General features: G+C 67.1%; 12 protein-coding genes and 1 pseudogene. 8 read left to right on the top strand and 5 right to left on the bottom strand.

What is annotated here, in order from left to right; all coding sequences use genetic code 11:
* Positions 1 to 68 precede the first annotated feature (68 nt).
* The 7 genes and pseudogenes from SOM47_RS13645 (at position 69) to SOM47_RS13675 (ending at position 6,654) form a co-directional block, all read left to right on the top strand.
* Entirely contained in the window at positions 69 to 764 is a 696-nt protein-coding gene (locus SOM47_RS13645) for a DUF3011 domain-containing protein (protein WP_414715812.1), read from the top strand.
* 20 nt (positions 765 to 784) lie between these two features.
* Positions 785 to 1,846, top strand: coding sequence for an S-methyl-5-thioribose-1-phosphate isomerase (gene mtnA / locus SOM47_RS13650; protein WP_320505874.1), 1,062 nt, complete (start codon positions 785 to 787; stop codon positions 1,844 to 1,846).
* Positions 1,847 to 2,035: 189 nt separating this feature from the next.
* Positions 2,036 to 4,759: a DNA gyrase subunit A gene (gene gyrA, locus SOM47_RS13655; protein WP_320505875.1), complete on the top strand. Its 2,724-nt coding sequence runs from the start codon at positions 2,036 to 2,038 to the stop codon at positions 4,757 to 4,759.
* Positions 4,760 to 4,827: 68 nt separating this feature from the next.
* Positions 4,828 to 4,995: a hypothetical protein gene (locus tag SOM47_RS13660; protein WP_320505876.1), complete on the top strand. Its 168-nt coding sequence runs from the start codon at positions 4,828 to 4,830 to the stop codon at positions 4,993 to 4,995.
* A 12-nt stretch (positions 4,996 to 5,007) separates the two neighbouring features.
* Positions 5,008 to 5,370 (top strand): annotated as a pseudogene (locus SOM47_RS13665) (REP-associated tyrosine transposase); the annotation flags it as partial.
* 134 nt (positions 5,371 to 5,504) lie between these two features.
* Entirely contained in the window at positions 5,505 to 6,281 is a 777-nt protein-coding gene (locus tag SOM47_RS13670) for a HipA family kinase (RefSeq protein WP_320505878.1), read from the top strand.
* Positions 6,259 to 6,654, top strand: coding sequence for a DUF3037 domain-containing protein (locus SOM47_RS13675; RefSeq protein ID WP_192083395.1), 396 nt, complete (start codon positions 6,259 to 6,261; stop codon positions 6,652 to 6,654). The genes SOM47_RS13670 and SOM47_RS13675 overlap by 23 nt, the downstream gene beginning before the upstream one ends.
* A 253-nt stretch (positions 6,655 to 6,907) precedes the next feature.
* On the opposite strand, the gene SOM47_RS13680 is transcribed toward SOM47_RS13675, so the two are convergent.
* On the bottom strand, positions 6,908 to 7,798 hold the full coding sequence (locus SOM47_RS13680) for a LysR family transcriptional regulator (RefSeq protein ID WP_320505879.1): 891 nt from the start codon (positions 7,796 to 7,798) through the stop codon (positions 6,908 to 6,910).
* Between the two features lie 107 nt (positions 7,799 to 7,905).
* Between SOM47_RS13680 and SOM47_RS13685 the strand changes: the two genes are divergently transcribed.
* A complete protein-coding gene (locus tag SOM47_RS13685) occupies positions 7,906 to 8,640 on the top strand; it encodes an SDR family oxidoreductase (protein ID WP_320505880.1) in 735 nt (244 codons plus the stop codon).
* Between the two features lie 15 nt (positions 8,641 to 8,655).
* Here the strand turns inward: SOM47_RS13685 and SOM47_RS13690 are convergent, their stop codons facing one another.
* The 4 genes from SOM47_RS13690 to SOM47_RS13705 form a co-directional block, all read right to left on the bottom strand.
* Positions 8,656 to 9,804 (bottom strand): aldo/keto reductase, encoded by a 1,149-nt coding sequence (locus tag SOM47_RS13690; RefSeq protein WP_320505881.1) that lies wholly within the window; start codon positions 9,802 to 9,804, stop codon positions 8,656 to 8,658.
* A 229-nt stretch (positions 9,805 to 10,033) separates the two neighbouring features.
* On the bottom strand, positions 10,034 to 10,969 hold the full coding sequence (locus SOM47_RS13695) for an N-acetylglucosamine kinase (protein ID WP_320505882.1): 936 nt from the start codon (positions 10,967 to 10,969) through the stop codon (positions 10,034 to 10,036).
* Positions 10,966 to 12,126 carry an SIS domain-containing protein gene (locus SOM47_RS13700; RefSeq protein WP_320505883.1) on the bottom strand — a complete coding sequence of 387 codons (1,161 nt, stop codon included), beginning with the start codon at positions 12,124 to 12,126 and terminating at the stop codon, positions 10,966 to 10,968. The genes SOM47_RS13695 and SOM47_RS13700 overlap by 4 nt, the downstream gene beginning before the upstream one ends.
* On the bottom strand, positions 12,113 to 13,402 hold the full coding sequence (locus SOM47_RS13705; RefSeq protein WP_042613969.1) for a D-tagatose-bisphosphate aldolase, class II, non-catalytic subunit: 1,290 nt from the start codon (positions 13,400 to 13,402) through the stop codon (positions 12,113 to 12,115). Before SOM47_RS13705 ends, SOM47_RS13700 begins: the two co-directional genes overlap by 14 nt.
* Position 13,403 lies beyond the last annotated feature (1 nt).

The following is a 13,403-nucleotide window of genomic DNA, read 5'->3' on the forward strand; positions in this document are numbered from 1 at the left end:
GGCAAACGAACCACGATGACAGGGCGGATGAGTCGTTGAACAAGTTGTTGGCAAGCACGGGGGCCTCGTTGGGCGCGCTGCTGCTCTGGACCGTGCTGCTGCCATCGGCGGCCGCGCAGGGGCAGGGCGGCTATGCCGGTGAGGTGGTGCGTTGCCAGTCGCGCGACCTCGGATGGGTGCACTGCAACATGGACGTGGAGGGCGGCGTGGAACTGGTCCGCCAGTTGTCCGACAACGCCTGCGTGCGGGGCAGTGAGTGGGGCACCGACCGTTCCGGCGTGTGGGTCACGCTGGGGTGCCGTGCTGAATTCCGCGCGCGCGGTAGCGCTGGCGCCGCAGCATCGGGTGCACCGGCCAAGGTCGTCAGGCGCGTGGTGCGCTGCGAATCCAATGGCCGCCCGCAGAGCTGTCCGGTGCGCCTGGAAGGTGCCCCGGTGCGCCTGCTGCGGCAGAACTCGCGCATGCCCTGCCGTGAAGGCCACAGCTGGGGTTATCGGCGCAACGAAATCTGGACCACGCGCGGTTGCGAGGGTGATTTCGAGATCGGCGCGGCGGACGGCAGTGGCTTCGTCGATGCACCGCGCCGGCTCACCTGTGAATCCAAGGATCGGCGCCGGCGTTTCTGCGGGGCATCCATCACTACCGGCGTCAACCTGCTCAAGCAGCTGTCCGGGCGTGCCTGCGAAGAAGGGCGCAACTGGGGCTGGGACAAGCGTGGGATCTGGGTGGACGACGGGTGCCGCGCCGAGTTCTCGGTGAACTGAGCGCGCATTACAATGGGCGCATGAACACGCCCACCGATATCGACTACGCCCGCTACGACCACATCCGCCCGATCCTGTGGACCGGCGATGCCCTGCAACTGCTGGACCAGCGCAAGCTGCCCTTCGTGGTGGAGCACGTGGCCTGCACCACCAGTGACGAGGTGGCCACCGCCATCCACGCGCTGACCGTGCGCGGCGCGCCGGCCATCGGCATCGCCGCCGCCTGGGGCGTGGTGCTGGCCGCCCGCGAGGTGCAGGCCGACGACGGCCCGCAGGCCCTGCAGAAGCTGGAACCCGCGCTGCAGCGCCTGAATGCCTCGCGGCCGACGGCGGTGAACCTGGCCTGGGCGCTGGCGCGCATGCGTCGGGCGCTGGGCGCGGCAGGCAATGACTGGCAGCAGGTGCTGGAACGCGAGGCCGAAGCCATCGCCACCGAAGACCTGGCGGCCAATCGGCACATGGGCGCACTGGGTGCCGGCCTGATCGACGCCGGCAGCGGCGTGCTGACCCACTGCAACACCGGGTCGCTGGCCACCGCCGGCTTCGGTACCGCACTGGGTGTGATCCGCGCCGGCATGGCCCAGCAGCGCATCGCCAAGGTGTTCGCCGGGGAGACCCGCCCGTGGCTGCAGGGCGCACGCCTGACCGTGTGGGAGCTGCAGCAGGATGGCATCGATGCCACCTTGATCGCCGATTCGGCCGCCTCGCACCTGATGAAGACCGGCGCGGTGCAGTGGGTGATCGTCGGCGCCGACCGCATCTGCGCCAACGGGGACACCGCCAACAAGATCGGCACTTACCAGTTGGCCATCGCCGCACGCCACCATGGGGTGAAGTTCATGGTGGTGGCGCCGTCCTCGACCGTGGACATGGATACCGCCGACGGCGGCCAGATCGAGATCGAACAGCGTGATCCCGGCGAGTTGTACGGGGTCGGCGGCAGCCGCACCGTAGCCGACGGCATCGCCGCCTGGAACCCGGTGTTCGACGTGACCCCAGGGGAGCTGATCGACGCCATCGTGACCGAGCGCGGGGTCATCCTGACGCCGACCGTGGCCAGCATGCGGGCCGCCTTCGGCTGATCCCGGGCGGGGCGGCGAAGCGGATAACCGGTCCCTAAGTTGCTGATTTCTTCCGGTAAAAAGCCGCTGAACAGGGGAGAAAATTCCCGTGCTGTGGTAGACTCCGCCAGTTAATCGAGATTCCGCCGCTGCCGCCCTGAAAAGGGAGTGGCGCGACGGACTGGACCGCTACCAGACAACGGAACCCGAATGGCAGAATCCGCCAAGGAAATCATCCAGGTCAACCTGGAAGACGAGATGCGCAAGAGTTACCTCGATTACGCGATGAGCGTGATCGTGGGACGCGCGTTGCCTGATGCGCGCGACGGCCTCAAGCCTGTGCATCGCCGTGTGCTGTTCGCGATGAGCGAGCTCAACGCACACGCCAACAAGCCTTATTTCAAGTCGGCGCGTATCGTCGGCGACGTCATCGGCAAGTACCACCCGCATGGCGACCAGTCGGTGTATGACACCCTGGTCCGCCTGGCGCAGCCGTTCGCGCTGCGCTACATGCTGGTCGATGGCCAGGGTAACTTCGGTTCCGTCGATGGCGACTCCGCCGCGGCCATGCGTTACACCGAAGCGCGCATGTCGCGCCTCGCGCATGAGCTGATGGCCGACATCGACAAGGAAACCGTCGATTTCCAGCTGAACTACGACGAAAAGGAAAGCGAGCCGACGGTCATGCCGACCCGGTTCCCGAACCTGCTGGTCAACGGTTCGGCCGGTATCGCGGTGGGCATGGCGACCAACATCCCGCCGCACAACCTGACCGAATCGATCAACGCCTGCATCGCCTTGATCGACAATCCGCAGATCGATGTCGATGGCCTGATGGAGTACATCCCGGGTCCTGATTTCCCGACCGCGGGCATCATCAACGGCACCGCCGGCATCATCGCCGGCTACCGCACCGGCCGTGGCCGCGTGCGCATCCGTGCCAAGGCGGACGTGGAAGTGGCCGACAACGGCCGCGAGTCGATCATCGTCACCGAAATTCCGTACCAGGTGAACAAGGCGCGTCTGATCGAGAAGATCGCCGAACTGGTCAAGGAAAAGAAACTCGAAGGCATCAGCGAACTGCGCGATGAGTCCGACAAGGACGGCATGCGCATCTACATCGAAATCAAGCGCGGCGAGTCGGCGGAAGTTGTCCTCAACAACCTCTACCAGCAGACGCAGATGGAGTCGGTGTTCGGCATCAACATGGTGGCGCTGGTCGACGGCCGTCCGCAGTTGCTGAACCTCAAGCAGATGCTGGAGGCGTTCGTCCGCCACCGTCGCGAAGTGGTGACCCGCCGCACCGTGTTCGAGCTGCGCAAGGCGCGCGCCCGTGCCCACGTGCTGGAAGGCCTGACCGTCGCGCTGGCCAACATCGACGAGATGATCGAGCTGATCAAGAGCTCGGCCAACCCGAACGAAGCCCGCGAGCGCATGCTGACGCGCGTGTGGGATCCGGGCTTGGTCGGTTCGCTGCTCGGCGCCGCCGGTGCCGAAGCGTCGCGTCCGGAAGACCTGCCCAAGGGCGTGGGCCTGATCGAAGGCGGCTACCAGCTGACCGAAGTGCAGGCCACGCAGATCCTGGAAATGCGCCTGCACCGCCTGACCGGGCTGGAGCAGGACAGGCTGACCGACGAATACAAGCAGCTGCTGGAAGTCATCGCCGGGCTGATCTACATCCTGGAAAACCCGGACCGCCTGCTCGAAGTGATCCGCGAGGAGTTGATCAACGTACGCGAGGAATTCGGCGACGCACGTCGTACCGAAATCCGCCACAGCGAAGAAGATCTGGACATCCTCGACCTGATCGCCCCGGAAGACGTGGTGGTCACCCTGTCGCATTCCGGCTATGCCAAGCGCCAGCCGGTCAGTGCGTACCGCGCGCAGCGTCGTGGCGGTCGTGGCCGCAGCGCGGCGTCGACCAAGGAAGAGGATTTCATCGAGCAGCTGTGGCTGGTCAACACGCATGACACACTGCTGACCTTCACCAGCGCCGGCAAGGTGTTCTGGCTGCCGGTGCACCAATTGCCCGAGGCCGGTTCCAATGCGCGCGGGCGCCCGATCATCAACTGGATTCCGCTGGAACCGGGTGAGCGGGTGCAGGCGGTGCTGCCGGTGCGCGAGTATGCCGAAGGGCAGTTCGTGTTCTTCGCCACCCGCAACGGCACGGTCAAGAAGACGCCGCTGGGTGAGTTCGCCTTCCGCCTGGCGCGTGGCAAGATCGCCATCAACCTGGACGACGGCGATGCCCTGGTGGGCGTCGGCCTGACCGATGGTGCACAGGACATCCTGCTGTTCGCCTCCAACGGCAAGACCGTGCGCTTCGGCGAAGACAAGGTCCGTTCGATGGGCCGTACCGCCACCGGCGTGCGCGGCATCAAGATGGCCAAGGGCGAAGAAGTGGTCAGCCTGATCGTCGCTGAAAGCGCCGGCGGGATCGAGGACGAGAACGAGGACGATACGGGCGTCGAGGACACCAGCGTGGACAACGGTGATGCCGTGGTCGAGGTCGGTGACGAGGCGGGCATGAAGTTCATCCTGACCGCGACCGAAAACGGCTACGGCAAGCGCACCCCGCTGCCGGAGTACCCGCGCAAAGGACGTGGCACGCAGGGCGTGATCGGCATCCAGACCACCGAACGCAACGGCAAGCTGGTCGCTGCGGTGCTGATGGGTCCGGCCGACGAAGTGCTGCTGATCTCCGACGGCGGGACCCTGGTGCGGACGCGTGGCTCGGAAATCAGCCGGGTCGGCCGCAACACCCAGGGCGTCACCCTGATCCGCCTGTCCAAGGAAGAGAAGCTGCAGGCCGTGGAGCGGATGGATGCCTTCATCGAAGCCGATGAGGAGCCGGATGGGGTGGTCGACGCTGCGGCGATCGAGCCGGCGGCTGCTACCCCGGCCGCAACGGACGAGACACCCTCGCAGGACTGATCGCGCTCTTTGTGGTCAACGGAAGACGCCGGCCCCGTGCCGGCGTTTTTCGTTACGGAGGATCGGTAGTGTCGAGCTTGCTCGACACCGCGGTATTGCCCCACATTGCGGTGCGCGCCTTCCGGCACCTGGCCATGGCTTTCGCCGCGCATGCTGGAGCCATGTCCAGTCAGCTTCGCATCGGCCGGGTTTCGCTCACGGGGAACTACTACTCCATCACCACTGTCACGGCGTAACGGTCGCCTTGCTTCGTGGATCCCACGCTGGCCGCGCTGATGATGGAACAGCTTGGGCAATGCGATCGGTCTGGCCTGACGCGCTCCTTCGCTCGAGTGGTCATGCCAGACCATCTGCATTGGGTGATGCAACTGAAAGAGGGCACGCTGTCGCGGTGCGTGCAGTCATTGAAATCCCGGTCCGCGATCGCCATCAATTCAGCGCGCGTGGGCGAAGGAACGGTATGGCAACGGGGCTACTACGATCATCTCATCCGGGACGGCAACAACGTTCGGGCGCAGGCCCTGTATGTCATGGCCAACCCGGTCCGGGCGGGATTGGCTGAACGGATCGGCGCGTATCCTTGGGCCTGGTGCCGATGGCCGCTGTCGTAGTGTCGAGCTTGCTCGACACCCGGCGATCGAGCAAGCCCGACGCCTACAACACCGGTGCCGGGCATGACGCCAATGCGCGCGCAGCGCGCTCCGCGACGCGGTAATCTTGCGGTCCGCTGTTGAAGGAATTCCCTGTGCGTACCGTGCACGCTCTGCGTTATGTCACTCCGCTCCGCGAAGGCGGGTCGTTGCCGGCGATCGTCGAAACCGACGATGACGGCATGGTCGTGCTCAAGTTCCGTGGTGCGGGCCAAGGGCCGAAGGCGCTGATCGCCGAGCTGATCGCCGGGGAGATGGCACGCACGCTGCAGCTTCCGCTGCCGGAGATCGTGTTCGTCGAACTGGATGCCGAGTTCGCCCGCACCGAGCCCGATCCGGAAATCCAGGAGCTGATCCGCGCCAGCGAAGGCCTCAACCTGGGCAGTGATTACCTGCCCGGTGCGATCAACTACGACCCGGCCGCGATGCCGGTGGATGCGGAGCTGGCCTCGCGGATCGTCTGGTTCGATGCGCTGACCAGCAACGTGGACCGCACCGCGCGCAACCCGAACCTGATGGTGTGGCACCGCAAGCTGTACCTGATCGACCACGGTGCGGCGATGTACTTCCACCACGATTGGGCGACCGCCGGGCAGGCCTGCGAAAAACCGTTCGTGCTGATCCGCGATCACGTCCTGCTGCCGTTCGCCAGCCGGATCGCCGAGGTCGACGCCGGACTGGCAGCGCGCCTGCCGGATCACGAAATCGAACGCATCGTCAGCCTGGTGCCGGACGCCTGGCTGGTCGACGAGCCTGCGTTTGACACGCCGGCCGCGTACCGCCAAGCGTATATCGACTACTTCATCCATCGCCTGCGCGTGCGCGCCGTCTTCGTCCAGGAGGCCGTCCGTGCCCACGCTGCATACGTATGATTACGCGGTGATCCGGGTCGTTCCCCGGGTCGAGCGCGAAGAGTTCATCAATGTTGGAGTCATCGTCTCCTGCCCGGGGGCAAGGCACCTGGAAGCGGCTATCGAGATCGATCCGGCGCGCCTGCATGCCTTTGCCCCCAGCCTGGACCTGGAGGCGTTGCGGCCTTGGCTGGATGCCATCGTGGCGATCTGCCGCGGCGATGCCGGCGCCGGCCCGATCGCGCAGTTGCCGGCGCGTGCGCGCTTCCACTTCCTCACCGCCAAGCGCAGCTCGGTGGTACAGATGTCGAGCACGCATGTCGGGCGCACGGCAGACCCGGCGGGCGTGGTGGAACACCTGCTGACGAAGATGGTGCGCGTGCCGAAGGGGTGAGCCCACTCGGCCCGCTGCGCTCGCCGACCATGGGTCGGCGGTACCGGGCTTGCGGGTGGTAGCGCCGAGCCGTGCTCGGCGGAATCCCTCCGTGCACGGCCCGCTGCGCTCGCCGACCATGGGTCGGCGCTACCGGGCTTGCAGGGGTAGGGTCAGGTCCTGCGTGCATACCAGGATGGCCGGGAACGCCGAGGGCAGCACGGAGCCGATGAACACCGCCAGCACCCCGGTCCAGGCCCAGTACTTCCGTTGATCATGGCGCGTGCGCGCGCACGTGCTCGATCAGCGCGCGCAGCTTGGCCGGTTGGTTGTGCCGGTTCGGGAAATACAGGAAAAAGCCTGGGAAAGGCGGCAGGTAGTCGTCCAGCATGGTGACCAGTTCGCCACGCGCCAGGTAGGGCGCGAAGGTCTCCTGCATGCCGAAGGTGATGCCGCCGCCGGCCAGTGCGGAGCGCACCATCAGCAGCATGTCATTGGTGGTCAGCTGCGGCGCCACGGTCACGTCGAATTCGCGGCCGTCTTCAACGAACTCCCACCGGTATGGGGCCACCTCCGGTGAGGGACGCCAGCCGATGCAGCGGTGCCGGGCAAGTTCACGTGGGTGGGCCGGCGTACCGTGCTCGGCCAGGTAGGCCGGCGTGGCCACCACGACTTCGCGCTGCGGTCCGGTCAGGGGAATGGCCACCATGTCCTGTTCGATCACCTGTCCCAGCCGCACGCCGGCATCGAACCCGGCCGCTACGATGTCCGATTCATCATCGGTCACGGTGACGTCCAGGGTGATGCCGGGATACCGACGCAGGAAGTCGGCGATCAGCGGCCCGGACAGGAAGCGTTCGGCGATGGAGGTCACCGCGACCCGCAGCAGGCCGTGCGGCTGGCCGTCGCTGGCGGTGTCTTCGATGGCCGCGGCGACCATGCTCAGCGGGCCGGCAATCTGGCGGTGCAGCTGTTCACCGGCTTCGGTCAGCCGCACGCTGCGGGTGGAGCGCTGTACCAGCGCGATGCCCAGGCTGTCTTCGAGGCGCCGGATGCCCTGGCTTACCGCAGACCGGGTCACCCCCAGGCGATCGGCCGCCATGCGGAAGTTGTGGCCTTCGGCGACGGCCAGGAACAGGCGCAGGAGGTTGAGGTCGGTGTCCATTGGTTACCGATACTAACCATTCTGTCCAGCGTACAGGGAATACCGTGGACGCCCAGCTCCTCATAGGCTGGCAGCTCCTTCGAACAGACAGCTTCCAGGAGCCTGCCATGAACCTCATCCAGGACAAGATCATCGTCATCACCGGTGCCAGCAGCGGTATCGGCGAAGCCACCGCGCGGCTGCTCGCGCGCAGCGGCGCCACGGTGGTGCTGGGCGCCCGCCGCATCGAGCGCCTGCAGCAGCTGGTGGCCGAGATCCAGGCCGAGGGCGGCACGGCGGTCGCGCACGCGCTGGATGTCACCGCGCGTGAACAGGTCCAGGACATCATCGACCGCACGGTTGCCGGCTACGGACGGGTCGACGTGATCATCAACAACGCGGGCGTGATGCCGCTGTCACCGCTGGCCGCGTTGAAGGTGGACGAGTGGGACCGGATGATCGATGTCAACATCCGTGGCGTGCTGCACGGCATCGCCGCAGTGCTGCCGCAGATGCAGGCGCAGGGCCACGGCCAGGTGATCAACATCGCCTCGATCGGTGCGCATGCGGTGTCGCCCACCGCAGCAGTCTACTGCGCTACCAAGTACGCAGTCTGGGCGATCTCCGAAGGCCTGCGCCAGGAGAGTCCTGCGATCCGGGTGACCACGATCAGCCCGGGCGTCACCACCTCCGAACTGGCCGAGAGCATCTCCGATGCGCAGGGGCGCGAGGAAATGCGCAGCTTCCGCGCCACCGCCATTCCCGCAGAGGCGGTGGCGCGCGCGATCGGGTTTGCCATCGCGCAGCCGGCCGATGTGGATACCAGCGAGATCATCATCCGGCCTACGGCCAGCCCGTACTGAGTCCGACGCGCGCGCTCAGGCCGGAACCGGGGCGTCCACCGCGATCAGCTTGAGCTGCTTCAGCTCGGCCCAGAAATCGACCGGGATCGCGATCGCCATCGACTCCACGTTGGCACGCACCTGCTCCGGCGTACGCGCGCCGGGGATGATCGAAGACACCACCTGCGGGGCATCGGCAAACTGGAGGGCGGCGGTGCGGATGTCGATGCCGTGGCGCTCGCAGACTTCGGCGATCTTCGCGCGCTTGGCGGGTGCCCATTCCGGGATCGGACCGCCATACAGATAGCGCTCGCGTCCGGTGAGGTAGCCGGCCAGCAACGGTGAACCGACCATCACCGACACGCCCCTTTCCGCCAGCCTGGGGAAGGTGTCGTGCAGGGTGGTTTCGTGATCCAGCAGCGAGTACTGGCAGGCCAGAAGCATGATGTCCGGATCGGCTTCTGCTACCGCGCGCAGCGCCGGCTGGGGCCGGTTCACGCCGAAGCCCCAGCCCTTGATCAGGCCTTCTTCGCGCATCTTCGTCAGTTCGGGCATGGCGCCGCGCAGGGCCTCGGAAAAACGCTGTTCCCACGGCATGCCGAGGTCTTTTTCGTTCTCTGGCGACAGGTCATGGATGTAGACAATGTCCAGCTGGGAGACGCCAAGCCGGTTGAGGCTGTCTTCGACCGAACGCCGCGCGCCGTCCGCGGAGTAGTCATAGCGATAGCGGAACGGGGCAGGATCATGCCAGTTGGTTTTCTGCAGCGGGCCGGCGGTGCCGGTGAGCAGGCGGCCGACCTTGGTGCTCAGCGTGTACTGGTCCGCCGGGTGGGTATGCAGCTCATGGCCCATCCGCCGTTCGCTCAGGCCCAGCCCGTACCACGGCGAGGTATCGAACAGGCGCACGCCCGCCGCCCACGCCGCCGCCATCGTGGCATCGGCCGCCTCGCGGGTGGTCGGTGCCAGGCTGCCGCCAAGCGGCGCGCCGCCCAGTCCCAGCCGAGTGGGTGGACGGTAGCGGCTGCCCTTGGGCGTGACCTGCGGGGCGGTCTGGTTGCGACGGCGCGGCGTGCCGCGGGTGGGCAGCACGCTGCCCGGTGCCGGCGATTGGCCGAACAGCGGAGAGGCGGCCATCATCGCCGCGCTGGCCGCGGCAATCGAAAGGAACTGACGACGTGAGTTCACTGGTGTCTCCTGTGGAGGAAGGCCTTCAGGGCGCTCGCAAGCCGTTCGACGATAGCGTGGGGGCGTGTCAACGCGGTGGGAATGGGATAGCGCAGGCATGGGTAGTGACGGCCGCCGGCCGTCAGCTCTTGCCGTCGGTGGGTGACGCCCGTTGGTCGTCACGCTCTTGGCTTTCCGCTGCGCTCGCCGAGCGTGGCTCGGCGCTACCAGGGCGCGTGCGGTTGCGGCGTCAGCGCGCCAGCAGCCGGGCGTACAACGCGGCGCCGTAATGCGGCGCATGCAGGGGCGCGCGCAGGACGAAGTCCGGGCTTGCCGCGTGCAGCGCGGCGGCGAAGGGGCGCATCAACGCGTCACCGGCACTGAATGCACCGCCGGACCAGGACAGCGGCACCGGCTCGCCGGGCTGGAAGCCCAGGGTGACCCGCAAGGCCTCGCCGATGGCCGCCAGTTCCTGCCCGGCACGCTCGAAGATCGACGCCGCCACCGCATCACCGGCCAGCGCGGCCTGCGATACCAGCGGCGAGAGCTGCGCCAGTTCGCCACGCGAGCCATGGCCTTCACCATATACATGCGCGCAGATGTCCAGGTCGTGCTCGCCCAGCTTGAAATGTTCACGCAGGATCGCGTGCAACGGGCCGCGCGGCAGCCGCCCGTCACTCATCCGCGAGAACGCGTTCAGGCCCTGCACGGCAATCCAGTACGCAGAACCCTCATCAGAAAACGCTTCGCCCCAGCCGCCAGCACGCGCCGACGCATCGCCGCGGCGACCGTAGCCCATGGAGCCGGTGCCGGCGATGATGTTGATGCCGTCGGCGCAGGCCAGCGAGCCGGCCCAGCCGCAGACCATGTCGTTGTCGCAGGCATAGCGCGCATGCCCCAGCACCTGGCCGGGAATCGCCTGCAGCAGGGCAGTGGCGCGACTGTCTTCGCCGTATGCCGGAAGCCCGAAGAACGCCTGGGTGATATCGGCGTTGTTCGCCTGGACCTGCGCCAGCACCGCCGCGATACCTTCGTCGAGGATCGCGTGCACGCCGTCCAGCCCCACCTGCGGATGGTAGGTGGTGCCCAGCTGCGCTTCGGAGAGCAGGTCGGCCTGCGCGTCGATCAGCGCAAACCGGGTCTTGGTGCCGCCGCCGTCCACGCCCAGGTAGAGCGGGCCGGTCATGCGTCCAGCGCGTACAACTGCACGCCCTGTACCACGCGGTTGACGATGCCGGCCGGGTTCGGATTATCCGGCGTCACGCCGCGCTGCAGAGAATGCAGCAGCGCGTAGATCTGCGCGGCGGCGACATACGGCCACAGCAGGTCCACGTCTTCGGCGCGCTCCATTCCGTGCACGGCCAGGGTGTCGTTGAGCGCTCCGGCGCGCGGCTGGGCGCTGATCTCGACCACCCGCGCCGCACAGCCATCGCGGCGCAGTTCGTCGATCAGGTCATGGTCGTAGCGGCGGGTATACGGATCGTTGGACACGAACACGATCACCAGGGTGGTGTCGGTGACAAAGGTCTTCGGACCGTGGCGGAAGCCGAGCGGCGAATCGAAACAGGTCACTACCGCGCCATTGGTCAGCTCGCCCAGCTTGAGCGTGGCTTCGCGCGCCAGCCCCTGCAGCAGTCCGCTGCCGAGATAGACCACGCGGTCGTGACAGGCTGCGGCGAGTTCCTGCAGCAGCGGCATCGCGCCTTCGATCACGCCGTCTGTGGCGGTGGAGATCGCTCCGATGCGGCCATCCAGCGCCGCAGCCGGCGACAGCGCGGCAAGGGTTGCATACATCATGCAGCTGAAGCTGGAGGTCATCGCGAAGCTGGTGTCGTGGGTCTGCTCGGGCAGCAGCAGCGTCATCGCCTGCGCGACCGGGATGCGCGCCAGCGCACCGGCCGGGTTGCAGGTCACCACCAGATGGCGGATGTCGCTCACCAGCGCTTCGGCCAGTTCCACCGCAGCCAGGCTTTCCGGACTGTTGCCGGAGCGGCCGAAGGACACCAGCAGCAGCGGTTGGCCCGGATCCAGGTACAGCTGCGGGGCGCAGACGATGTCGGTGGTGGGCACCGCCTCCACGCGCGCGGCGAGCTGGCGGTCCAGCAGCGGTGCCAGGCATTGGCCGATATAGGCCGAGGTGCCGGCACCGGTCAGGATCACGCGCGCCTTGGGATCCTCCACCAGCGGGGCGATGAAGGCACGCAGCTGCGCGGCCAGCGAGGCCACCAGCGCATGGGTGGCCTGCAGCATGGCCGGCTGCTGGGCGATCTCGCGCGCCGTCCACAGTGCGCCCTTCGCCTCCAGCAGTGGTTCTGGGAAGCCGAGGATGTCAGGAGAGGTCATGGTCTTGGCATGCATGGTGGTAGTCATCGAGGACAGCGCTGATATGGGCCATGGCCAGGGACTGCGGATCGAACGTAGCAGTTCCATCGCGCACTGCGTGCAGGGCATGGGGTAGGTATTGGCTGATGAGCGGCAGCGGCGGCGGATCGGCACGCAGGTTGTCGAACAGCTGCACGCGCGCAGCTTCAATGGCGGTGTCCGGCCAGTAGTAGCGGATGCGGTCGCTGAGGCTGTACTGCAGGTCGGTGGACAGCGCACGTCCAGCGCCATGGTAGTAGCGCTGCCAGTAGCCCGGCGCCTCCTGCATGCGGCGCAGGGTGACTTCGCGCAGGCGCGCGCGCTTGCCATCCTCGATCCACTCGCGTTCGATCGCATCCAGTGCCCACAGCGCTTCACGCAGGGCGAAGGTCAGGCCCGGGCCGACCTTCAGGATCGCGAAGTGGTCGCGCACCAATGCGGTCAGCGCGTCGCGGGTCTGGTAGTCGGTCGAATGCGCTTCGAACACCAGCCGCGGCACGGTGGTGACCGAGTGGCTGAGCGGCTGCGCCTTGTCGCTGTCGTAGTCGATGACATCGTGGTGGTCGAACTCCACGCCCGGCTGCACCACCGAGGCCAGCACGCGCTGCCAGGCGGCGTCCAGTCCGGCTTCGGCGAAGGCCACCCGGTGCGCCTCGATGGTGGTCAGCGCCGCTGCCGGAGTGGTCAGGGCGAGGCCATCGATGGCCTCAGTGGCGCCGCCCGGCACCGGTACCTCAGTGCCGATCACATACACCGGCGCCTCGCCACCCACGCGGGCCCAGGCGTCTTCGGCGGCGCGGCACAGGCGCACCGCGCGGCGCACGATCTCCGCTTCGGGCAGCGGCTCCGGATCGCCCTTGCAGGCCATCGAACAATCCAGGTGGATCTTGCGGAAGCCGGCAGCCACGTACTCGGCCACCATCGCCTCGGCCTTGTCCATCGCCGCGCCTGCATCGAGTGACGTCCACGGATTCGGGCCGAGATGGTCGCCGCCAAGGATCAGCCGCTCGATATCGAAACCCACCTGCGCGGCGATGCCATGCACGAAGCGCACGAAATCGGCCGGGCGCATCCCGGTGTAGCCGCCGTCCTGGTTGACCTGGTTGCAGGTTGCTTCGAACAGCAGCAACGCCTGGCCGCTGCGCTGGGCGTGGCGCAGGCTGGCTTCGATGACGAGGGGATGGGCCGAGCAGATCGAGGTCACGCCGATGGCGTGGCCCTGCCGATGCCGCGCGACCAGGTCGAGCAGTGCGTGCATG

The organism is Stenotrophomonas sp. CFBP8980 (assembly GCF_034046095.1).
Lineage (GTDB): Bacteria > Pseudomonadota > Gammaproteobacteria > Xanthomonadales > Xanthomonadaceae > Stenotrophomonas > Stenotrophomonas lacuserhaii.